The organism is Bradyrhizobium manausense (assembly GCF_018129685.1).
In the GTDB taxonomy this organism is placed as follows: Bacteria; Pseudomonadota; Alphaproteobacteria; order Rhizobiales; family Xanthobacteraceae; genus Bradyrhizobium; species Bradyrhizobium manausense_D.
In genome coordinates this window covers 1-23,000 of record NZ_JAFCLG010000003.1, presented here as the reverse complement: position 1 = coordinate 23,000, position 23,000 = coordinate 1, and the positions used below count along the sequence as shown (strand labels likewise).

The 23,000-nt window shown below is 64.8% G+C and carries 19 protein-coding genes; 12 read left to right on the top strand and 7 right to left on the bottom strand.

Annotated elements, in window-relative coordinates:
• Positions 1 to 116 precede the first annotated feature (116 nt).
• Together JQ621_RS10405 and JQ621_RS10400 are read left to right on the top strand one after the other, a co-directional pair.
• Positions 117 to 362, top strand: a complete 246-nt coding sequence (locus tag JQ621_RS10405) for a hypothetical protein (RefSeq protein WP_212234359.1) — start codon at positions 117 to 119, stop codon at positions 360 to 362.
• 284 nt (positions 363 to 646) lie between these two features.
• Entirely contained in the window at positions 647 to 922 is a 276-nt protein-coding gene (locus JQ621_RS10400) for a hypothetical protein (protein ID WP_212234357.1), read from the top strand.
• Positions 923 to 1,039: 117 nt separating this feature from the next.
• Here the strand turns inward: JQ621_RS10400 and JQ621_RS10395 are convergent, their stop codons facing one another.
• The 5 genes from JQ621_RS10395 to JQ621_RS10375 all read right to left on the bottom strand — a co-directional run bounded on the left by JQ621_RS10395 (position 1,040) and on the right by JQ621_RS10375 (position 7,384).
• Entirely contained in the window at positions 1,040 to 2,635 is a 1,596-nt protein-coding gene (locus JQ621_RS10395) for a hypothetical protein (protein WP_212234355.1), read from the bottom strand.
• A 37-nt stretch (positions 2,636 to 2,672) separates the two neighbouring features.
• Positions 2,673 to 3,965 (bottom strand): adenylosuccinate synthase, encoded by a 1,293-nt coding sequence (locus JQ621_RS10390; RefSeq protein ID WP_212234353.1) that lies wholly within the window; start codon positions 3,963 to 3,965, stop codon positions 2,673 to 2,675.
• A 251-nt stretch (positions 3,966 to 4,216) separates the two neighbouring features.
• Complete coding sequence (locus tag JQ621_RS10385; protein ID WP_212234352.1) at positions 4,217 to 4,900, bottom strand: ABC transporter ATP-binding protein; 684 nt, start codon at positions 4,898 to 4,900, stop codon at positions 4,217 to 4,219.
• The gene (locus JQ621_RS10380; protein ID WP_212234350.1) at positions 4,893 to 6,119 is read right to left on the bottom strand and encodes an ABC transporter permease; all 1,227 of its coding nucleotides are present in this window, start codon (positions 6,117 to 6,119) and stop codon (positions 4,893 to 4,895) included. The genes JQ621_RS10385 and JQ621_RS10380 overlap by 8 nt, the downstream gene beginning before the upstream one ends.
• Positions 6,116 to 7,384 (bottom strand): efflux RND transporter periplasmic adaptor subunit, encoded by a 1,269-nt coding sequence (locus tag JQ621_RS10375; protein WP_212234349.1) that lies wholly within the window; start codon positions 7,382 to 7,384, stop codon positions 6,116 to 6,118. The genes JQ621_RS10380 and JQ621_RS10375 overlap by 4 nt, the downstream gene beginning before the upstream one ends.
• A gap of 195 nt (positions 7,385 to 7,579) precedes the next feature.
• Here JQ621_RS10375 and mgtA point away from each other — a divergent pair, with 195 nt between their 5' ends.
• Both mgtA and JQ621_RS10365 read left to right on the top strand, forming a co-directional pair.
• A complete protein-coding gene (gene mgtA, locus JQ621_RS10370; RefSeq protein ID WP_409334217.1) occupies positions 7,580 to 10,096 on the top strand; it encodes a magnesium-translocating P-type ATPase in 2,517 nt (838 codons plus the stop codon).
• 130 nt (positions 10,097 to 10,226) lie between these two features.
• The gene (locus JQ621_RS10365) at positions 10,227 to 11,159 is read left to right on the top strand and encodes a DMT family transporter (RefSeq protein ID WP_212234347.1); all 933 of its coding nucleotides are present in this window, start codon (positions 10,227 to 10,229) and stop codon (positions 11,157 to 11,159) included.
• Here JQ621_RS10365 and JQ621_RS10360 read toward each other — a convergent pair.
• A complete protein-coding gene (locus JQ621_RS10360) occupies positions 11,156 to 11,557 on the bottom strand; it encodes a DUF1330 domain-containing protein (RefSeq protein WP_249125144.1) in 402 nt (133 codons plus the stop codon). The genes JQ621_RS10365 and JQ621_RS10360 overlap by 4 nt on opposite strands.
• 93 nt (positions 11,558 to 11,650) lie before the next feature.
• Between JQ621_RS10360 and JQ621_RS10355 the strand changes: the two genes are divergently transcribed.
• Positions 11,651 to 12,586 carry a DMT family transporter gene (locus JQ621_RS10355; protein WP_212234345.1) on the top strand — a complete coding sequence of 312 codons (936 nt, stop codon included), beginning with the start codon at positions 11,651 to 11,653 and terminating at the stop codon, positions 12,584 to 12,586.
• A gap of 92 nt (positions 12,587 to 12,678) precedes the next feature.
• Positions 12,679 to 13,656, top strand: coding sequence for a Bug family tripartite tricarboxylate transporter substrate binding protein (locus JQ621_RS10350; protein ID WP_212234344.1), 978 nt, complete (start codon positions 12,679 to 12,681; stop codon positions 13,654 to 13,656).
• 168 nt (positions 13,657 to 13,824) lie between these two features.
• On the opposite strand, the gene JQ621_RS10345 is transcribed toward JQ621_RS10350, so the two are convergent.
• Positions 13,825 to 15,510 carry a methyl-accepting chemotaxis protein gene (locus tag JQ621_RS10345; RefSeq protein ID WP_212234343.1) on the bottom strand — a complete coding sequence of 562 codons (1,686 nt, stop codon included), beginning with the start codon at positions 15,508 to 15,510 and terminating at the stop codon, positions 13,825 to 13,827.
• A 260-nt stretch (positions 15,511 to 15,770) separates the two neighbouring features.
• Between JQ621_RS10345 and JQ621_RS10340 the strand changes: the two genes are divergently transcribed.
• From JQ621_RS10340 to JQ621_RS10315, 6 genes are all read left to right on the top strand, one after another.
• Entirely contained in the window at positions 15,771 to 16,814 is a 1,044-nt protein-coding gene (locus JQ621_RS10340) for a C-terminal binding protein (protein WP_212234341.1), read from the top strand.
• Between the two features lie 110 nt (positions 16,815 to 16,924).
• A complete protein-coding gene (locus JQ621_RS10335) occupies positions 16,925 to 18,268 on the top strand; it encodes an ABC transporter substrate-binding protein (protein WP_212234339.1) in 1,344 nt (447 codons plus the stop codon).
• A gap of 142 nt (positions 18,269 to 18,410) precedes the next feature.
• A complete protein-coding gene (locus JQ621_RS10330) occupies positions 18,411 to 19,367 on the top strand; it encodes a carbohydrate ABC transporter permease (RefSeq protein ID WP_212234338.1) in 957 nt (318 codons plus the stop codon).
• Positions 19,360 to 20,262, top strand: a complete 903-nt coding sequence (locus JQ621_RS10325) for a carbohydrate ABC transporter permease (protein ID WP_212234336.1) — start codon at positions 19,360 to 19,362, stop codon at positions 20,260 to 20,262. Before JQ621_RS10330 ends, JQ621_RS10325 begins: the two co-directional genes overlap by 8 nt.
• A 117-nt stretch (positions 20,263 to 20,379) precedes the next feature.
• Positions 20,380 to 21,351: an MBL fold metallo-hydrolase gene (locus JQ621_RS10320; RefSeq protein WP_212234334.1), complete on the top strand. Its 972-nt coding sequence runs from the start codon at positions 20,380 to 20,382 to the stop codon at positions 21,349 to 21,351.
• 105 nt (positions 21,352 to 21,456) lie between these two features.
• On the top strand, positions 21,457 to 22,812 hold the full coding sequence (locus JQ621_RS10315) for an esterase-like activity of phytase family protein (protein WP_212234333.1): 1,356 nt from the start codon (positions 21,457 to 21,459) through the stop codon (positions 22,810 to 22,812).
• Positions 22,813 to 23,000: the final 188 nt, after the last annotated feature.

Genomic DNA, 23,000 nt, shown 5'->3' with positions numbered 1-23,000 from the left:
ATAGCAGCCTGCCCGGAACCTTGAATAGCGGGTTGGGGGCCTCCAGTGGGAACAAGCGTCACGGCGAGGAGTTCAGCCAGGACCCTGAAATCGACCTCTCAAATGTGGAGCCACTGATGTCCCATAAACTGCTGTTGCTGGCGACGGTCACCCTCTCAGCCCTCAGCGGCGTGTCGAACGCACCCGCCTTCGCGCAGGGCCACATGGGGACACAGCAGGAGCAGCAGGCCTGCTCGCGCGACGCCTCGCGGCTCTGCCGCAAGGAGCTCGGCAATGACGGTGCGGTGCAAGGCTGCCTGCAAACCAACCGGGCAAAACTGTCGCGATCGTGCAGCAAGGTGTTCGAGAGCCATGGGATGTAAGATCGGAAAGTAAGATCGGAACGCGAGGCCGCGCCGGGATTTTGCGTGACGGCCGCGCAACAGCTGCGAATTCCTTTGCGCCGCCCATTGAAGCTTCTCGTCAATCGCGCATACTCAGGCCCGGGCGGCGCAGCACTTTTCGATTCGAATATCAAGAAATCGAGCGACCATGTCCGGACATGAGCTTCCGGCTATGGGCTTGCGACATGCGGCAGATCAAGCCGCGTGCGGCGTCCCAACAATCATGCGGTTCAAATCCGCGCAACCTGGGGGACGCATTTTTCATGACACGCTACCGGACCATCGCCACGCTGCTCGCCGTCGCCACCACCGCCATCGCTCTCCAGACATCCCCCGGCCTCGCCTTCTCGCCCGAAGCACAGCAGATGTGCTCGGACGACGCGATGCGGCTGTGCGCCAGCGAAGTCCCCGACATCCCGCGGATCACCGCCTGCATGGTGCGGAACAAGTCGCAGGTGAGCCCCGGCTGCCGCGCCGTGATGGACCGCGAAGCGGCGGCCACCGCGGCAGCGCGCAAGAAGGAAGCGGCCGCGCGGTAGGAGTCGCGTCATTCCAGGGCGATGCGGAGCGTCGAGACCGGAATCCATCGGGCAACGCGTGATGTGGAAAAACGGATTCCGGGTTCGTGCTACGCACGCCCCGGAATGACAGAGTGGTTAATCGCCCCACTGCGCGAAGGCGTCGTTGAAGGCGCGCTCGCCGGGAGCGCCCTTCTCGATGGCGATGATGGCGCGGCGCTGGTTGGCGTAGACCAGCGGCACGTCGAACCAGGAGCGCTCCTTCAGGAGCTGGACGTTGCGGGAGCGATCGGCGTCGACATTGGACAGGCCGACCAGGAAGAAGCCGTCGGTGACCTTGACCGCGAGTCCTGCGAGCGGCGTGCCGCGCGCTTGCTCGTTCGACTTCATCAGGATGCCCGGCACGTTGGAGACGCTGCCACCCGGAAAGTCCGGCGGCAGGACGAAGGTCAGCTCGGCCGTGTGACTCGCCGGCAGCGACGAGTCGGTGTTGCGGCGGAATGACATCGTCATCTTGAACTTGCGGTCCGGGATCTCGATCTCGGCTTTCACCGCAACGTCGGCCTTCTGGTTGCCCGACGCCTTGATCGGCTCGAGCCGCCACACCACCGAACCGACATATTGCTTGCCCTTCGGGTCGGACGGGTCCTCGTCATAGAGCACGACCTTCTGCGCCACCGGCGCGGCCGGCTGGTCGCTCGCCGAGGGCTGGCCGACGCGATCCGGAATCTTCGGCTTGCTCTGCGGCTGCGAGTTGTCCTTCGGCGCCTCCACCACCTGGGTGGGCGAGGACTTGAACAAATTGGTCGCGGTCTGGACCAGCTGCTTGCCCCATAGGATGCCGGCGCCGACCAGGATCAGCACGATGCCGATGGCGATCGCGCTCTTGAACGGGAAGACTGTCCCCCGGCCGCCCCGTTTCTTGGCATCGCGATCGGGCGCGATGCGTGGACGCGGCGACGGCGGCTGCGGCGTGTAGCGCTCGGCCTCTTCCATCGACTCGTCATACGAATAGGGCGCGTCGGGATCGGCGACACGGTTTTCCAGGCTCGGCTCGAGCCGGTCGAATTCCGGCGAGGGCGAGGGCACGTTGGCATAGGTGCGGCGCGCGGCACGGTTGGCCTGCGCGGCAGCGCCGCCGAGATCGTTGACGTCGGCGGTGATGTCGCGGAAGCCGCGCACGCCCGGCGCCGGCGGCACCGGCGGTGGCGGTCCGCCTTCCGGCGCGCGTCGTGCTGCCGGACGACCGGCCGGCGGTTCCGGCGGCGCCGGCTGGCGCGGTGCATCGAAACGCGGGGCGCGCGGCGGACGCGGAGCCTCACCCTGGTCGTCGGCGCCGAGCGGCGGGCGATCGTTGCGCGGTGGCGGCGCGGCCGGACGGGCCCGTGGCGGGGCGGCCGGCTGCGGGGCTGCGGGCGGGTTGTTTTCAGTCGCTCGGGCGCTGGCCCGGCGGAACGCATCGCCGCTGCCGCCACCACCGCTGCGGGCGCCGCCGCCGGAGCGCGACGCCTCGCGGGCGCGCTGGGCAGCCTCGGATTCGACCTTGCGAACGGCCTCTTCCAGCGACAACCGCTCGCGGGTGATCTCGGATTCGGAGAGCGGCGGCTGCACGCTGCGCAGCTGCGCGATCAGGGCCGTGCGCGCGCGTTCATAGAGCGCGCGCCGGCTTTCGCCGGGAGCGTTGGGGTCCAGGGCGGCAATAGCGCGGGCGATCAGCGGATAGTAATCAGCCATTTCAACTCAACTATACCCGCGTCCTGGTAAGAGATCGTTAAGCCTCAAACGGGTTTTGCACCAGGATAGTATCCTCGCGTTCAGGGCTGGTGGAAAGCAGTGCGACCGGGCACCCCACCAATTCCTCGATCCGCCGGACATACTTGATGGCCTGGGCAGGCAGGTCAGCCCAGGACCGCGCGCCCGCGGTCGGCTCCTTCCAGCCCTCGATGGTCTCGTAGATCGGCTCGACCCGGGCCTGGGCGCCCTCGCCGGCCGGGAAGTGATCGATCTCCTTGCCGTCGAGCTTGTAGCCGACGCAGACCTCGATCGTGTCGAAGCCGTCGAGAATGTCGAGCTTGGTCAGCGCAAGGCCCGTGATGCCACAGGTCCGCACGGTCTGGCGGACCAGCACGGCGTCGAACCAGCCGCAGCGGCGCTTGCGTCCGGTATTGACCCCGAACTCGCGGCCTCTGCGGCCGATCTCCTCGCCGATCTCGTTCGACAGCTCGGTCGGGAACGGGCCCTGGCCGACGCGGGTCGTATAGGCCTTGCAGATGCCGAGCACGTAGCCGACCGCGTTCGGACCGAGGCCCGTTCCGGTCGCGGCCTGCGCCGCCACCGTGTTGGACGAGGTGACGTAGGGGTAGGTACCGTGATCGACGTCGAGCAGCGCGCCCTGCGCGCCTTCGAACAGGATGCGCTTGCCGGCGCGCCGCTCGGTGTCGAGCAGGCGCCACACGGTCTCCGCATAAGGCAGCAGCTGCGGCGCGAACGCGGTCAGTTCCTTCAGGATCTCCTTGCCGTCGAACTCCGGCAGGTTGAGACCGCGTCGCAATGCGTTGTGGTGCGCCAGCAACCGGTCGATCTTGTGCGGGAGCGTGTCGAGGTCGGCAAGGTCCATCAGGCGGATGGCACGGCGGCCGACCTTGTCCTCGTAGGCAGGTCCGATGCCGCGGCGGGTGGTGCCGATCGCGGTCGCTGAATTGGACGATTCGCGCAGCGCGTCGAGCTCACGGTGCAGCGGCAGGATCAGGGTGACGTTTTCCGCGACGCGTAAGTTCTCCGGGCCGACCGCGACGCCCTGGCCACGCAGCTTGGTCACCTCGTCGAGAAAGGCCTGCGCATCGAACACGACGCCGTTGCCGATCACCGCCAGCTTCGACGGGCGCAGCACGCCCGAGGGCAACAGCGCGAGCTTGTAGGTCTCGCCGTTGATGACGAGCGTGTGGCCCGCGTTATGGCCGCCCTGGAAGCGCGCGACGATGTCCGCCTGCTCCGACAACCAGTCGACGATCTTGCCCTTTCCTTCGTCGCCCCACTGGGCGCCGACGACGACAACATTGGCCATTCGCGGGTAATCCTTCGAAGAATTTTCTCTATAGGCATGATCCAAACGGAAAACCGGTACCCACTTTTCCGGGATCATGCCTGCGCCCAGCCCAATTCCCGGCCTGGAGCCGTTCGTATGCGGGGCAGCCAACCGGATAAAGGAAGCAGCCTCTCTAGGCAAGCAAGAACGGGGCTTTTTTCGGGCCCAATATGCGATCCAAGCCTTTGATATCCCCTAAAAATCCGCCTTGCCGGAGGCCTTCTACGACGTTAGGCGCGAATGCGGCCGTCGACCACTTCGATGATGCGGTCGCAGCGCCGCGCCAGATCCATATTATGGGTGACGAGCAGGAAGCTCGTGCCGCTGTCGCGGTTGACCTGCCGCATCAGCTCGAACACGGCGTCGGCCGATTTGGTGTCGAGATTGCCGGTCGGCTCGTCCGCAAGCACGAGATCCGGGTTCATGGCCAAGGCGCGCGCCACGGCCACCCGCTGCTGCTGCCCGCCCGACATGTTGTTGGCGAGGTTGCCGGCGAATTTCTCCAGCCCGACCTGCGCCAGCAGCAGGTCCGCCCGCGCCTCGATCTCCGCCGATGGAAAGCCGCGATCGGCCAGCATCGGCATCATGACATTCTCCCGCGCGGTGAAGGCCGAGATCAGGAGATGGTACTGGAAGACGAAGCCGATGGTGTGCCCGCGCAGGTGGGTGATCTCGGTGTCGCCGAGAGCTGCGATGTCCTGGCCCTTGATCCGCAGCCGGCCCGAGGTCGGCTGGTCGAGCAGTCCGACGATGTTGAGCAGCGTGCTCTTGCCCGAACCCGAGGGGCCGATCAGCGCCAGGAACTCGCCATGGTCGAGCTCGAGGTCGATACCGTGCAGCACCTCGGTTTCCGTCGGCAGGCCGACATTATAGGCCTTGCACACGTTCTCGAGGCGGAGGATTTCGCTAGCCACGGATCGCCACCACCGGATCGAGTTTCGCGGCCCGCACCGCCGGCGCCATCGCGGCGAGCAGGCCGGTGACGGTTGCAAGCAGCGCCGTGTAGACGAACAGGCTGCGCTCCAGGATCAGCGGAAACAATTCGGTGCCGTCGGCTTGGCGCGCGACCGAGTGCCAATAGACCAGCGCGAACGCGCCCATGGCTGCGCCGAACAGCGAGCCGACGAAACCGAGCAGGCCGCCCTGAACCAGGAAGACGCGCAGGATCTGGCCGCGCGAGGTCCCCATCGCGCGCAGGATGCCGATGTCCTTGGAGCGCTGGATCACCGAGACGACAAGCACCGCCGCAATGCCGAATGCCACGGAGAGTCCGACGAACAGCCGAATCAGGGTGTTGGTGTTCTGCTGGGCCTGAACCGCGGTAAAGAACTGCGCGTTGGTCTTGATCCAGCTGTCGGCCTCGACCACGTTGGCGGCCTGGATGCGCTGGGCGATCTCCTCGGCCGCATAGATGTCACCGACCGTGATGTCGATCGTGGTGATGCCGCCGATCATGCCGAGCAGCGACTGTGCGGTGCGGAGCGCGACGTAGCAGACGCGCTGGTTGACGCTCTTGTTGCCGAGATCGACGAGACTGGAGACCGTGAGCACGCGCGTCGCGCCGGACGCCGCGCGAACGTTGAGCTTGTCGCCGACACTCGCCCCCAGGTCCTTCGCCAATTCGACGCCGATGATGATGTCCTCGCTGGTCAGACGCGGCTCGCCGGCGACGATGTAGTCCGGCACCTTGACGATCTTGAAATAGGAGTCCGGCTCGACGCCCGACAGGTTCACGGAGCGGCTGGCGTCACCCCGCACCGCGAGCACGGAGCCGAGAATCGTCGGCGACACCGCGACGATCTCGGGCATCGCCTGCATCTGGGCCCTGATCTTCGGCCATTGGTCGATCGAGATCACGCGCTGGCTCGGACGCTGCACCACCGCGTCCTCGATCTCGCCTGCGCTGTTGCGCAGCGGGCGCGCGACCTGGTCAGGCGTGAGCAGCTGGATCTGCGGCTGCGAGGTCAGCACGCGCTTGATGAAGTTCGCCTGCAGCCCGGCAAGCATCGCCGACATGAAGACGATGACGCCGACGCCGATCGAGATGCCGCCGATGATGAAGATGGTCTGGAGCCGGCCTTCGCGCAGAAAGCGCACGGCCATGGTCCATTCGAACGGCAGCCAGCGGTTCATTGCCGTATCGGCCGCACGCGCTGGCCGGTCAGAACGCCGGAACTTTGCGGGATCGCGACATCGCCGGCGGCGAGGCCGTCGGTGATCTCGACCTGGCTGTTGCCGTGCAGGCCGATCTTCACGGGCCTTTGGATGGCACGTCCATCCTTGACGCCGAGCACCCAGGGATTTCCCGACAGGACGTCGTGCACCGAGCGCAGCGGCAGGATCAGCGCATCCTCGCGTGCAGCCACTTCGATGTCGACCGAGACAGTCATGTCCTGCCGCAGATAGTCCGGCGCGTCGGCGACGGTAAGTTTCACTTCGACCGAAGCGCGCGAAATGTCGACGCCGGGATTGATGTAGGTGATCGCTGCGGAAAAGCGCCGGTCCGGGTACGCATCGGCGGAGGCGAGCGCACTTTGTCCGAGCGCGATCTTGCCGAGATTGCGTTCGTCGATCTGCAGCACGAGCTGAGCATTGCCGGCCGGCGCGAGCACGAGCAGCGCCTTGCCGGGCTGCACCACCGTGCCGCGCTCGACGCTGCGCGTGATCAGGACGCCGTCGCGCGGCGCCGTGATCGTAGCATAGCCGAGCCGGGATTCGGCGGTGTCGAGATTGGCGCGCGCCTGGTTGGCCTGCGTCTGCGCCATCACGTAATCGCTGCCGCCGGGGCTTGCGGTATAGACCTGAAACTCGGCCGAGCGCTTCACCGCGCTGGCGACATCGAGCGTCTTCTGCGCATCGTCGAGCGCCGCGCGCGTCGCATAGCCGTTGTGCTCGAGCGCTGCGGTGCGGTCGTAAGTCTGCTGCGCGTTGCGCAAGGTCGCATTCGCCTGCGTCAGCGCTTCCCTCGCCGACGGTAGCGTCAGTTCCTCGAGCTGCCTGATGCGGGCCTCGGCCTGCGCCACCGCGCCCTGCGCCTGCACCACGGCTGCGTTCAATTCGCGCGCCTCCAGCGAAATCAGCGGCTGGCCCTTGCTGACTTTTTCGCCTTCCTGCACCAGCACCTCCTGCACCGTGCCGGTGATCTGGCTGCCGATCTCGACCCGGTACGGGGTCTCGACATGGCCGCTGGCCACCACCGTCTCGATCAGGTGGCCATGTCTGACCTCGTCGACGACGACCGCGGGTCCCAGAATCATGCGCACGCTTTGCCAGGCGGCGAAGACCAGCAGGACGGCAACCGCCAGGATGAACCATTTGTGACTGAGGAATCCCGACCATAGCGCCGCAACGGAAAGCCGGCTGTTACGTTGCGGCAGGATGACTGTTTGCTCGACCATGACAACGCCATGCGAATCGCGCCGCACTGACCGACGGATCCACGCCTCGATTTCGATTGCTGGCCCGGCCAGGCCGGGGTGATCGTTGGCGACGCTAGCGTGCCGTCGGGATACGAGATTGCTTTAGGTCAATAGGTTACGCCGAATATAAGGGCATGTGGCCGCCACAAGACGCCTTGAAACCGGGAGCTTCGCTTGCTGGACAGTCGAACCCGCGCCGACACCAGGTTCTGGCGTTTATCACCCCCTGAGCTTGGCAATCGACTGGGCTGCGGGCTCACCGGTCTGTCGGCGGCGCAGGCCCGCGAACGCCTCGACCGTTTCGGGCCGAACAGCGACGCACCGGCGCGCATCGAGGGCGCGGCGCGCGCGATCCTGCGCCGCCTGCTCGAACCGTTGTCGCTGATCCTGCTGGTCGCCGGCATCATCTCGATGCTGACCGGCGACGACATCGGCGGGCTCATCATTGTCCTGATCCTCGCGCTGTCGATCGGCCTCGACACCATCCAGGAGGGCCATGCGGTCCGCGCCGCCGAGATTCTCCGCCGCTCGGTGGCCCTGAAGGCCGAAGTCAGCCGCGACGGCGCGTTTGTCGATATCGATGTCGAGCACGTCGTGCCCGGCGATCTGCTGCGCGTCCGCGCCGGCGACATCATTCCGGCCGACGCGCTGATCCTGGAGAGCACCGCCTTCACCGCAGGTGAAGCCGCGCTGACCGGTGAGCCCTACCCGGTGGCGAAACATGCCGGTGCGACGACCGGCCCCGACGACACCACGAATGCGCTGTTCCGCGGCGCGGTGGCCCAAACCGGCGAGGCGATCGCACTCGTGGTCCGAACCGGCCGCGACACGGTGTTTGGAGCTGCGGCCTCCGCACTGGCCGAGGCGCAGGCGCCCTCGCCGTTCGAGCGCGATTTGCGCGAATTCGGCCTCGTGATCGCGCGCGCCACGCTGGCGCTGGTGCTGGTCGTGCTCACCATCCGCGTCGTGTTCGGTCGCCCGGTGCTCGATTCGCTCCTGTTCGCCGTGGCGCTCGCGGTCGGGCTGACGCCGGAGCTGCTGCCAATGATCACCACGGTGACGCTGTCACGCGGCGCGCTGCGCATGGCCGGCCGCAAGGTGATCGTGAAGCGGCTGGCTGCGATCCACGACCTCGGCTCCATGACCGTCCTGTGCACGGACAAGACGGGGACCTTGACCTCGGCGGAGATCACTCTGGCAAAAAGCCTCGATGCCGACGGCAAGGACGACGCGCGCGCCGCGCGGCTCGGCGCCATCGCCGCAGAACTCGGCGGCGATCGCGGCGCGCTCGATGCGGCGCTGGTTGCGGGCCAGTCGGATGCTGCAAAAGGCTGGTCGCTTGCCGGCAGGCAGGCGTTCGATTTTTCGCGCCGGCTGGGATCGGTGCTCGCGACCGGTCCCGAAGGCGCACTGCTGATCGTCAAAGGCGCGCCGGAGACGGTGCTGGAATTGTGCACGACGCAGCGCAGCGGCATAGTGGACGACAAGGCACGAGCGGCCGCAATGGCGCGCGTGCATCAGCTCGCGGCAGAGGGGCTGCGCTGTATCGCCATCGCCTCGCGCCCCTGGAGCGACGCAACGCGCGAGGTCGAAACCGAGGACGAGACCGATCTGGTCTTCGAGGGCCTCTGCGCCTTCGCCGATCCGCCGAAGCCGACGGCCGCAGCCGCGATCGCCCGGCTCGCGGCGGGCGGCGTGAGCCTGAAGATCCTGTCGGGAGACGATCCGGTGGTGGTGAAGCGGCTCGCCGGCCTGGTCGGGCTCAACGCCGAGCGCGTGCTGTCGGGAGCCGACATTGCCGAGCTCAGCGACGAGGCGCTCGCGGTGCAGGTGCGCTCCGCCGATGCGTTCGGCCGGCTCGCGCCCGACCAGAAATCGCGCATCGTCAAGGCGCTTCAGGCCGGCGGCGAGGTGGTCGGCTTCCTCGGCGACGGCATCAACGACGCGCCGGCCTTGAAGGTTTCGGATGTCGGGCTGTCGGTCGACGGCGCCACCGGTGTGGCGCAGGCGGCAGCCGACATGATCCTGCTGGCGTCGGATCTCGAAGTCGTTGCCGACGGCGTCGAGGAGGGCCGGCGCACCTTCGCCAACATCCTCAAATATGTCCGCATGGGCGCGAGCTCGAATTTCGGCAATATGCTGTCGATGGCGATCGCCTCGATCGCACTGCCGTTCCTGCCGATGCTGCCGACGCAGATCCTGCTCAATAACCTGCTCTACGATCTCTCCGAGCTCGGCATCCCGTTCGACCGCGTCTCGACGCAGGCGACGGCGCAGCCGCAGGTGTGGAGCATGTCACGCCTGGTGCGCTTCGCCGCGATCATGGGGCCGCTGTCGTCGGTGTTTGACTTTCTGACCTTTGGCGCGCTGCTTTATTTGTTCAAGGCGTCGCCGGAGGAATTCCGTACCGCCTGGTTCGTCGAATCCATGGCGACGCAGATTCTGGTGATCTTCGTCATCCGCACCAACGGGCGGCCCTGGCGCAACTGGCCCGATCCCGTCCTCGCGGCCTCTTCGCTGATCGCCCTGTTCGCCGCGATGGTTCTGCCGTTCACGCCGCTCGGGACCTGGTTCGGCTTCGTCGCGCCGCCGCCGATCATGATGGCCGGCATCGCGCTTCTCGTCGTCGTCTATCTCGCCTGCGCCGAGCTGCTGAAGCCGCTCGCGATCCGCACGGGACCGAAGGGCTGAGGTTCCTGTTGCACCGCCCCGCGCATGATGGCGTTGCGCGGCGCGCCATTGATATCGGGCTCGTTTCCGTGTCTTTGGGCACGGCCGGGCCGGGAGCCCTGGTGAATCATGCGGGGCCATAACAATCACAATGTCCGCCACCGGCCAGACCACGAGCGCGGAGCCTTCCGGCCATGGCTGGATCGCCAACCAGCCTTATCTGCTGCTCAGCATCACCGCGATGTGCTGGGCCGGCAATGCGGTTGTGGGGCGACTCGCCGCCGGCCACATCCCGCCGGTGACGCTGTCCTTCCTGCGCTGGACCTTCGCGTTCCTGCTGGTGCTGCCGTTCGCCTGGAAGCACCTCGCCCAGGACTGGCCCGCGATCCGCGAAAAACTCGGCCTGATGATCGTGCTCTCGATCACCGGCATCGGCGCCTTCAACACCCTGCAATATTGGGCGCTGGAGCACACCCAGGCGCTCAACACCCTGCTGCTGCAGTCGGCCGCACCGCTGGTGGTGGCGCTTTGGTCGCTGATCATCCTCGGCATACGCCTCACCGCGGCGCAGGCCTTCGGCGTAGCTCTCTCGATGTGCGGCGTGTTCATCATCCTGCTGCATGGCGATCTCACCACGCTGTCGAACATCGCCTTCAACAAGGGCGATTTGATCTTCATCGTCGCGCTGATCATCTTCGCGCTCTACTCGGTGCTGACCCTGAAGCGGCCGCCGATCCACGGCCTGTCCTTCCTCGCCTTCACCTTCGGCTGCGGCGCGGCCTGCCTGATCCCGCTGGAGATCTGGGAGCTCACGGCGCGGCCGCTGATGAAGCTCGACGGGCCGAACCTGCTGACACTGTTCTACGTGGCGGTGTTTCCCTCGACACTTGCCTATCTCTGCTTCAACCGCGGCGTCCGCCTGATCGGTGCCAACCGCGCCGCGCCGTTCTTCCATGTCGTGCCGGTGTTCGGCTCGATCATGGCGATGGTGTTCCTTGGCGAGCTGCCACGGGCCTTTCACTTCATCGGCTTCGCGCTGGTGCTGTCAGGCGTGTTCGTGGCGTCGAGGAAGCAGACGAGCTAGCTCGACTTGAATTTGCTGTAGGCCTCGCTGGTCGCGATGATGACGTGCTCGGCGCAGCCGTTGACGCGATGCGGATCGGCATCGCGCTCGTAGGCTTGCGACGTCATCATGTCGCGGAATGCGGTGACCGACGGATAGAACACCAGCGCGACGAAATCCCATTCATTGCCGTGATGCGGGCCGAGCGCGACGACCCTGGCCTCGCCGGTCCACAGCAGCGTGCCGCCGCGCGCCTTGATCATGGGCACGGTAATCGCACTATAGCGCAGATATGCGTCCCAGCCGGAGCCGTTGCCATCAAGCGAGCGTGCGTGGAAGCGCATCAGGTTCAGCATCACCACGGGCGCATGCTGGTCGAGCCTGTCCAGGCCCTGGATGTTCAACATATTGACCGCCAATGGCACCTCCTCTGGTCGCGCCTGCATTGTAGCATTGCGACGGCGTGACTTGTGTCATAACGGCGATCCGGCGCAAGCTTCCATCCGACGCCAATGACCCTTGCCTCACCCGCGCCATCAGCCACGAATCCGGCCGGCTGGCTCAACAACCAGCCTTATCTGCTGCTCAGCCTGAGCTCGCTGTTCTGGGCGGGCAACATCGTGATCGCGCGCCATGTCGGGGCGCATGTGCCGCCGCTGACGGTGACGACGATCCGCTGGTTCGGCGTGTTCCTGATCCTGCTGCCGTTCTCCTGGCCGCATCTGAAGCGGGATTGGCCCGCCTTGCGCAAAAGTCTGCCGCTGATGCTGTTCCTGTCGCTGGTCGGATTTGCCTTCAACAACGCGATCTCATACTGGGCGCTGCAATATACCGAGGCGCTGAACGCGTTGTTGATCCAGTCGGCCGGACCGCTGTTCGTGGCGCTGTGGTCGCTGGTGCTGTTCGGCGTGCGGCTGACGGCCGGGCAGCTCGCCGGCATTGCGATCTCGCTGGCGGGCGTGCTGATCATCATCCTGCGCGGCGATCTGTCGGCGCTCGCGAGCATCTCGTTCAACAGGGGCGACATCATGTTCGCCTCCTCGCTGGTCGCCTTCGGGATCTACTCGGCGTTCATCCCGCGGCGGCCGAAGGTTCACCAGCTCTCCTTCCTCTCCTTCACCACCTGCTGCGGCGCCATGATGCTGTTGCCCCTGGCGATCTGGGAGGGATTGAGCGGCAGGTTGCTGCAGTTCGACACCATGACCCTGATGACGCTCGGCTACATCCTGATCTTCCCCTCGACGCTCGCCTATCTGTTCTTCAACCGCGGCGTCGCGCTGATCGGGCCGAACCGCGCCGCGCCGTTCTTCCATCTTGTGCCGGTGTTCGGCTCGGCCATGGCGATCCTGCTGCTCGGCGAAAAGCTGCAGCCGTTCCATTTGATCGGCTACGCGCTGGTGCTCGCGGGCGTCGTCATCGCCTCGCGCCAAGGCTCTGCGACGAGGTAATTCCGTACGACGGACACGGCACGGACCATCTTCCAGTTTGGGTGTGTAGCAGCTAGGTTCCCGCCAACGAAAAAGAGAGGGAACGCCCGAACATGCTGTCATCGTTCATCCGCGTGATGCGCACGATCGGCGCCGCCGCGCTGTGCCTTGCTGCTGCATCCGCCGCGCAGGCCGATAATTGGCCGAGCCGCAACATCACGCTGGTGCTGCCCTTCGCGGCCGGCAGCGGCACCGACACTACGACGCGACTGATCTCGCAACATTTGTCGCAGGCGCTCGGCGTCGGCATCGTCATCGAGAACAAGGCGGGCGCCAACGGCATGATCGCGGCGACCTATGTGGCCCGGTCGGCGCCCGACGGCTACACGCTGCTGGTGACCACCAATACGACGCATTCGGCCAATCCCTATCTGCTCAAGAGCCTGACCTACGATCCGGTGAAGGATTTCACGCCGATCGCGCGCACCGGCGATCTGCCCTTCATGCTGGTCGTGCACCCTGACGTGCCGGCGCGGTCAGTCGCCGAACTCGTCGCCTACGGCAAGGCCAATCCGGGCAAGCTGAGCTACGCCTCGGGCTCTTCCTCGGCCATCGTGTCGGGCGCGACCTTCGCGCACAATGCCGGTCTCGACCTCCTGCACGTACCCTACAAGAGCTCGCCGCCGGCGCTCAACGACGTCATGGGCGGTCGCGTCTCGATGATGTTCGTGGACATCCTGACCGGCCTGCCGCACGTCCAGGGCAACGCCCTGCGTGCGCTCGCCGTCACCACCAAGGACCGCACGCCGCTGATCCCCAGCCTTCCGTCGATGCAGGAGGCCGGCGTTCCCGACCTCGACATCTCGTCATGGCAGGGCTATTTCGGCCCCGCCGGCCTGCCGAAGGAGATCGTGACGCGGCTCAACGCCGAGATCAGGAAGATCGTCGAGAACCCGGAGATCAAGGCCCAGCTCGCCACGCTCGGCATGGACGCCTTCTCCGGCACGCCGGAGGAGCTCGGCAGGTTCGTAAACGAGCAGCTCGTGCTGTGGGAGAAGCTGATCACGAACGCGGGGATCGAGAAGCAGTAAGGGCAACTGCTCAATCGGTCTCCGTCATGGCCGGGCATAGCCGTCCGAAGGACGGCGTCGCTTCCGCTCGCCTATGTCCCGGCCATCCACGAGCATCCGCGCGCAGTCTTAAGAACGTGGATGCCCGGGACAAGCCCGGGCATGACGACGGAGCGGAATGCTCGCGGCTTACGCCGCGCGCACCTTAGCGAGGAAGCCGTCCACCGCGCTGCGTAGCGCGCTGGACTGGTTGTCCAGCTCGCGGGCGTTGGTCAGCACGTCGCCGGCGGCGGTGCCGGTCGCTTCGGCGGCCGAGGTGACGCTGCCGATATGGGCGTTGATCTCGCTCGAGCCGGCCGCGACCGACTGGATGTTGCGCGCGATCTCGCGGGTCGCCTCGCCCTGCTGCTCGATCGAGGCCGAAATGCCGGCGGTGATCTCGCTCATCTCGGCGATGGTCTGGGTGATGCCGCCGATCGCCGCGACCGCATCGCTGGTCGAGGTCTGCATCGCCGCCACCTGCGCGGAGATTTCCTCGGTGGCCTTGGCGGTCTGGTTGGCCAGCGCCTTGACCTCGGATGCGACGACGGCGAAGCCCCGGCCGGATTCGCCGGCGCGCGCCGCCTCGATGGTCGCATTGAGCGCGAGCAAATTGGTCTGCGCCGCGATCGAGTGAATGAGCTTGACCACCTCGCCGATCTTCTCGGCACCGGTCGACAGCTCCTGCACCGTTGCGTTGGTGCGCTCGGCGTCGCTGACGGCGCGGCTCGCCACTTCGGTCGAGCGCGTCACCTGGCGGGAGATTTCCGCAACCGAGCTCGACAACTCTTCGGCGGCCGCGGCAACCGTGCCGACATTGCCGGAAGCCTTCTGCGAGGCCGCGCCGACCGTTGCCGCACGCGAGGAGGCGTCGCTGGCGGTCGCGGTCATCGACTGCGCCGTCGACTGCATGCCGGCTGCGGCCGAAGAGACCGAGCGGACGATGCCGTTGACGCTGCGCTCGAAGTCGTTGGCGATGTCTTCCATCGCGCTGCGGCGTTCCGCAGCGGCGCGCTCCTTGGCAGCCGCCTCGCTCTTTTCGATCTCGCGGATACGGACCGCATTGTCCTTGAAGATCTGGACGGTCGCGGCCATCGAACCGACCTCGTCGCCACGGCCGACGCCGGGGATGTCACCGTCGAGCTTGCCGTCGGCCAGATCCTTCATGCGGGTCCCGAGCAGGGCCAGCGGCCGGCTGATGCTGCGGCCGAGCATCCAGGCGACGCTTCCGGCGACGATGACGATGCCGAGCATGGCGAGGCCGAGCAGCCAGTAGACCGGGCCCATCTTGGCGTCGATGTCGTCCAGATAGGCGCCGGTGCCGAGATACATCTCGAGTTCGGGCACGGCCACCGCGTAGCCGATCTTCCGGATCAAGCCCTCCTGGCCCGGTTTGGCGTATTCATAAGTCAACAGAATTGAACCGTTGGCCTTGGCGCCGTTCATCAGCTCCCAGGATAGTTTGCGGCCGTTGGTCAGGACTTCCATACGATTGGTGCCGATCTGCTTTGGATCTGGCGCCAACTGGGTGATGCCGTCATAGGACGTCCCGAACAGGTAGCCGGCGCCTTTATCATAGGTCATCGCGTTGCCATAGCGGCGAAGATCAGCCATTGCGGCCTCCTTCGTCATCTCGCCGGCATCCACCCGCTTCTTCAGCGCCACCGCATAGTTGCGACCCATCTCGACGATGGCTTTGGCCTGCTCGATGCGCGCATTCACCATCTCCTGCTTCATCAAATATCCGGCCAGGACTCCGGAGATGCACAGGCCGAACAAGGTGACGCCGACAAGGATGCCAAGCTTGGGTGCGATCTTCAGATTGCTCAACTTCAAGGGGTGGCTCCGGAGATGAAAGAGATGAGGGCGCGCGAGTGAATCGATCGAAATTGAATCAACTTTTAGTGCTCAACACTTAGCAAGTTACTTACGAGCCTCCTTAGTAGGCCCGATAATGCAGCCAAAACGGCAAATACCACCGCACTTGACAACCGGGAATTGTACGCAACCGGATCGATTTCGCGTAAAAGACGTAAAGGCCCGCCCCACAGGGGCGGGTCACAACAAGAACCGACAAACCAAATCGGGAGCAGGAAATGCCGAAATACAAGGTGGTGACGCCGAAGGGCGCGAGCTTCACGGTCGCGGGCAGCGATTATTCCTACGAGCGCGAGGCGCTCGATCCGATCGATGCCGAGATCGTCGAGGGACCGGCCAACGAGGCGGAGTTCATCGCCGCCGCAAGGAATGCCGACGCGATCTACGCCAAGGGCATTCCGATCACCAAGACCATCATCGACGCGCTGGAGAACTGCAAGGTCATCACGCTGGGCTCGGTCGGCGTCGACAGCGTCGACGTGAAGGCCGCGACCGCGCGCGGCATTCCCGTGACCAACATCCCCGACACCTTCATCGAGGAAGTCGCCGACCACGCCATGATGCTGCTGCTGTCAGGCTTCCGCCGCCTGGTCGAGCAGGACAAGATGGCGCGTACCGGACGCTGGAGCGAGGGCCGGCCGGCACTTCTGAAGATTCCACGGCTGATGGGCCAAACGCTCGGCTTCATCTCGTTCGGCCGCGTCGCGCGTGCGGTTGCGAAACGCGCCGCACCCTTCGGCTTGCGCATGATGGCCTACGATCCCTTCATCCAGGAAACGCTGATGTGGGACCACGGCGTCATTCCCGCAACGCTGAACGAAGTGCTGTCGCAATCGGACTTCGTCTCGATGCACGCCCCCGCCCGGCCCGAAGTGCATCACATGCTGACCGAGAAGCATTTTCGGCAGATGAAGAAGGGCTCGGTCTTCATCAACACCGGGCGCGGCGCCACGGTGGACGAGGAAAGCCTGATCAAGGCACTGCAGGAGGGCTGGATCGCCCATGCCGCGCTCGACGTGCTGGAGAAGGAGCCGCCCTCGCACAACAACCCCCTCCTCGGCATGGAGAACGTGACGCTGACCGCCCATGTCGCCTCGGCCTCGGCACGGTTCGACGAGGCACGCAAGCGCCGGGTGGGCTACGAATTGTCACTGGTGCTTCAGGGCATGTGGCCGGTAAGCTGTGTCAATCCGTCGGTGCTGCAGAACACCGCGCTCCGCCGCTGGCAGCCCGTCGGCATGGACCGCGGACCGAACAGCTAAGACGGCCGGCGCAAAACGCCCCGAAAGACCCGCAAGGGACTGACAAGAGACTGAAACGGCCCTTCACCGGCGATCAACGCCGGGAAGGGAGACATTACAGGGAGGAACTCATGAGGAACGACATCACGCGTCGTGATGCCTTGGCGCTGGGCCTGTCCGCTGCGACGTTCGCCGCCACAGGTGCGCCCGCAAACGCACAATCCGCGATCAAGGCCGCCGACGTACCGGCGCCCAAATGGGCGATCGAGAAAGGCGCATCGCTGAAAATGCTGCGACCCGTCCGCTTCGTCCAGGCCGACGAAGACGTGTTCCGCGCCAATGCGGCCAAGTTCACCAAGGACACCGGCGTCGAGGTCAAGGTCGACTTCGTCGGCTGGGAGGACATCAACCAGCAGACCGCGGTCACAGCCAATTCCGGCGCCGGCCCCGACATCATCATCGGCTTCTCCGATGCACCGCACATCTATATCGACAAGCTGATCGAGCTGACCGACGTCGCCGACTATGTCGGCAAGCGTTACGGTGGCTGGCTGCCGCTCGCGCAGCGCTACGGCAAGAAGAGCAAGAGCGACACCTGGATCGGACTGCCGTTCGGTGCAACCGGCGGCCCCCTCGTCTACCGAAAGTCCATTCTCAAGTCGGTCGGTTTCGACAAGGCTCCGGATGACGCGGCGGGCTTCCTTGACCTTTGCAAGAAGCTGCAAAAGGCCGGCAAACCCGCGGGGTTCGCTCTCGGCAATGCCGTCGGAGACGGCAACGGCTTCGCGGATTGGATGATGTGGTCGCATAACGCCTCGCTGCTCGACGAGGATGGCAACGTCACCATCAACAGCAGGGAGACCATCGCGGCGCTGAATTACGTCAAGGAGCTCTATCCGACCTTCATCGCAGGCACTCCTTCCTGGAACGACGTCAGCAACAATCGCGCCTATTCTTCCCAGGAGCTCGCCCTGACGGCCAATGGCGTGTCGCTGTATTTCTCGTTGAAGAACGACCCCGCGACCGCCGCGATCGCCGAGGATACGGAACACCAATTGTTGCCCAAGTTCTTCGCGCCGGCGTCGCCGATGTCGGGCTTGACGCTGAATGCCATGGTATTCAAGCACAGCCAGTACCCCAATGCAGCAAAGGCCTTCCTTCAATACATGCTGGAGAAGGACCAATACGAGCCGTGGCTCAACGCCAACAGCGGTTACTGGTCGCAGCCCCTCGCGGCCTATGCCGACGCCGCTGTCTGGAAAGCAGATCCCAAGGTTGCGATCTTCAAGGACACGATGAACAGCACCTATTACGCCGGCTACAAGGGACCGATTTCAACGGCCACCGGCGCGGTTCGCGCTGACTACGTCACGGTCCAGATGTTCGCCTCGGTTGCCACCGGCGCGGCCACGCCCGAGGCCGCAGCCGCGGAGGCCGAGCAGCGCTGCAAGCGGTATTTCAGGCGGCAGAAGTAACGGCCGACAGGCCGTCATTACGAGGAGCACTTGCGACGAAGCAATTCAGACTTTCACCGCGGAAACAGACTGGATTGCTTCGCTACGCTCGCAATGACGGTGGTCTGACTTCTCTGACTTCCAAGAACAGGACAACGACCCGATGTCCGTGACCACACTCTCTTCCCCGGCGCTGGCCCAGCGGCAACCGAACTGGCTGGTGCGCCTGTTCGACTACAAGCCGTTCCTCGTCGTGATGTGCCTCGCGCCCGCGATCGGGCTGCTCGCAGTCTTCCTGACCTATCCGCTCGGCCTCGGCATCTGGCTCGCCTTCACCGACACCACGATCGGCCGCAAGGGTGAGTTCATCGGCCTTGAGAATTTCCAGTATCTGCTCACCGATTCCCTGTGGTGGAACGCGGTGTTCTACAGCGTGGTCTATACCGGGATCGCGACCTTCGGGAAGTTCGCGCTCGGCTTCTGGCTCGCGCTGCTGCTCAACAATCATTTCCCGTTCAAGAGCCTGCTGCGCGCGATCATCCTGCTGCCGTGGATCGTGCCGACGGTGCTCTCGGCGCTGGCGTTCTGGTGGATCTACGATCCGCAATTCTCGATCATCTCCTATCTGCTGGTCGACGTGCTGCATTGGCGCACGAGCAATGTCGACTTCCTCGGCTCGCCCTGGCCGGCGCGCTTCTCGCTGATCGCGGCCAACATCTGGCGCGGCATTCCGTTCGTCGCGATCTCGCTGCTGGCCGGCCTGCAGACGATCTCGCCCTCGCTCTACGAGGCGGCCATGCTCGACGGCGCCAGCGCCTGGCAGCGCTTCCGCTACATCACCTTCCCGATGATGATGCCGATCCTCGCCATCGTCATGACGTTCTCGATCATCTTCACTTTCACGGATTTCCAGCTGGTCTACGCCATCACCCGCGGCGGCCCCGGCAATTCGACGCACCTCTTGGCGACGCTGGCGTTCCAGCGCGGCATCGCCGGCGGCGAGCTCGGCGAAGGCGCGGCGATCGCGGTGTCGATGATCCCGTTCCTGGTGTTCGCGACGCTGTTTTCCTATTTCGGCCTGGCGCGCCGCAAATGGCAGCAGGGAGAGGCCAATGACTGACACCGTCGCGCCCCCCTCCGCCGTGGCGGACTCCAAGGCCGCGCCAGACACCATGGCCTGGGATTCCGGGCTGCGGCGGCTGATGATGATCTATCTGCCGCTCGGCTGCTTCGTGCTGATCCTGCTGTTTCCGTTCTACTGGATGGCGATCACGTCGTTCAAGCCGAACGCGGAGCTGATGAATTACAAGGAACACAATCCGTTCTGGATCACTTCGCCGACCCTCGCACACATCAAGCATCTCTTGTTCGACACCGCCTATCCGCGCTGGCTGTGGACCACAATGCTGGTCGCTGTCGGAGCGACCACGCTGTCGCTGGTCGCGAGCACGCTGGCAGCCTACGCGATCGAACGCCTGCGCTTTCGTGGCAGCCCCTATGTCGGCCTTGGCATTTATCTCGCCTATCTCGTGCCGCCGTCGATCCTGTTCATCCCGCTCGCAACCGTCGTCGTGCAGTTCGGCCTGTTCGACTCGCCGCTGGCGCTGATCCTGGTCTATCCGACCTTCCTGGTGCCGTTCTGCACCTGGCTCCTGATCGGTTATTTCAAGTCGATCCCTTACGAGCTCGAGGAATGCGCGCTGGTCGACGGCGCGACGCGGCTGCAGATCCTGCGCCGGATCACGCTGCCGCTCGCGGTGCCCGGGCTGATCTCCGCCGGCATCTTCTCCTTCACGCTGTCCTGGAACGAGTTCATCTACGCGCTCGCCTTCATCCAGAGCGGCGCCAACAAGACCGTGCCGGTCGCGATCCTGACCGAGCTGGTCACCGGCGACGTCTACCAATGGGGCGCGCTGATGGCCGGCTCCCTGCTCGGCTCATTGCCGGTTGCGCTCTTCTACTCGCTGTTCGTGGACTACTACGTGTCCTCGCTGACCGGCGCGGTGAAGGAATAGCGCCGGAAGCTGATCGTGCAATCCTGATAGACCGCCCACGTCTTTGGTTCCACCTTCCACGACGACGGCGGGACCAATCATTGGCGCGTAATCGCCGCTTGAGAAAGCGAGAATTGCATGAACACGCCACAACCTCACGCATTGTCCCGGCGCGGCTTTTGTCTGTGTTGCGTCGGTGGCGCCGCTTTCGCCGCGACGGGGGGATGGCTCAGCCCCCGGCAGGCCTACGCGGAAGCACGCGGGATCGTCAGCCTGATCAAGGACAGCGCGGCGACATCAGAGATCGCGACCTACAAGCTGCGCAACAATATCAGCGTGCTGGAAGGATCCGGCGGCAACATCGCCGTCCTCACCGGACCCGACGGCAAGCTTCTGGTCGATGCCGGAATCGGCGTTTCGCGCCCACAGCTCAGCAAGGCGCTTGCCGGGCTCAGCGGCGAACCGATCGCGCATCTGATCAACACGCACTGGCACTTCGACCATGCCGATGGCAATGAATGGCTGCACGCCGCCGGTGCGAAGATCATCGCCCACGAAAACACCCGCAAGCATCTTTCCGTCGTGCAACGGGTCGACGACTGGGACTATAATTTCCTCGCTTTGCCCCCTAGCGCGGTGCCGGCCGAAGTCTTCGCCAGGGAACACAACCTCAAGCTCAATGGCGCATCGATCGCTCTGAAATACTACGGGCCCGCTCACACCGACAGCGACATCTCGGTCATGTTCGCCGAGGCCAATATCCTGCATGCCGGCGACACCTTCTGGAACGGCATCTATCCCTTCATCGACCATTCGACCGGCGGCAGCATCGACGGGATGATTGCGGCCTCCGAAACCAATCTTGCGGCAGCCAACAACGACACCATCATCATCCCCGGTCACGGCAAGCCTGTCAGCAACAAAGCCGAGCTACAGAGCTTCCGCGACATGCTGGTCGCAATCCGTGACAATGTCGGCAATCTCAAGAAACAGGGAAAGACACGCGACGAGACGGTTGCGGCAAAACCAACCGCCGCGTTCGATGCCAGGTGGGGACAGTTCCTCGTCGACCCCGGCTACTTCACCAGACTGGTCTACGAAACCGCCTGAGAGGCCGCGGTAAGGGAATAAAGTGCGCCTGCGGCGTTTGGCCCGGCTTCACAAAACTGCAATACGCGATCCGCATAAGGCGTCGTCCGCCAACAGGAGACGCCCATGCGCGCGAGTTTTCTCAGCACCGTCGCAACGATCATCCTCACCGCGAGCGCCGCGCTCGCGCAGAACGAAGGTGAATTCCCGGCCAAGCTCGCCGGCCACGTGGTGATGCCGGCCGCGTCATTCATCGACGCGCCGGCCGACGCACCCGCCGACCTCAAGACCTCGGGGAAATACACCACCGGAAAACGCGTCGACGCGCTCGGCACCGTGATGGGCAAGTCGTTCGAGCGTCCGACCGGTATCTCGCTGCCATTCAAGGGCCAGCCGCTGCAGGGACACTCCGGCATCAAGCACATGCCCGACGGCACCTACTGGGTGATCACCGACAACGGCATGGGCGCGCGCGCCAACTCGCCGGATTCGATGCTGTACCTCAACCGCTACAAGATGGATTGGGCCAGCGGCAAGATCGAGCGGCAGGAGACCATCTTCCTGCACGATCCCGACAAGAAGGTGCCGTTCCGCATCGTGCACGAAGACACCGAGAAGCGCTATCTCACTGGCTCGGATTTCGATACCGAAGGCTTCCAGATCATCGGCGACACCTTCTGGATCGGCGACGAGTTCGGCCCCTACATCCTGAAGGCCGACAAATCAGGCAAGATCCTCGCCGTGTTCGAGACCATCGCCGACGGCAAGCCGGTGCGCTCGCCCGACCATTGGGCGGTGGCGACCCCGGGCGCGCCGGGGGCGACCTACACCAACGTCAACCTGCGGCGCTCCAAGGGTTTTGAGGGCTTCGCCTCGTCGAAGGACGGCAAGTTCCTCTACGGCCTGCTCGAGGGCCCGCTGTGGGACGCCGACAAGAAGGACTGGGAGCGGGTCGACGGCAAGGAAGCATCCCGCATCCTGGAATTCGACGTCGCCGCCGAAAAATTCACCGGCCGCTACTGGCAATATGTGTTCGAGCAGAACGGCAATGCCATCGGCGACTTCAACATGATCGACCCAAGCGCGGGCCTCGTCATCGAGCGCGACAATGGCGAAGGCACGCCCGACAAGGCCTGCCCGGCGGGAACCCGCGGCGAGAACTGCTTCCCTGACGTCGCCAAGTTCAAGCGCGTCTACAAGATCGAGCTCTCGGACGCCAATGTCGGCAAGCCCGTGCGCAAGATCGGCTATATCGACCTCATGAAGATCCAGGACCCCGACAAGAAGGCGCGGAAAGCCCTCAATGACGGCGTCTACACCTTCCCGTTCTTCACCATCGAGAACGTCGATCGCGTCGACGACACCCACATCATCGTCGGCAACGACAATAACCTGCCGTTCTCGTCGAGCCGCGATCCCAACAAGGCCGACGACGACGAGTTCATGCTGCTCGAGGTCGCGGATTTCCTGAAGGCGAAGTAGGACGCTCTTTCCTCTCCCTCCCCCGCTTGCGGGGGAGGGCCGGGGAGAGGGTGTCTCGACAACGAAGACTCCCCCAGAGGAGAAAGCCCTCACCCCAGCCCTCTCCCGCTTGCGGGCTACGATATTCACACATCGCAGTTGAAGAGCGAAGAAATGGCTGATTCCATGTGGTCTTCCTGAAGAGGAGG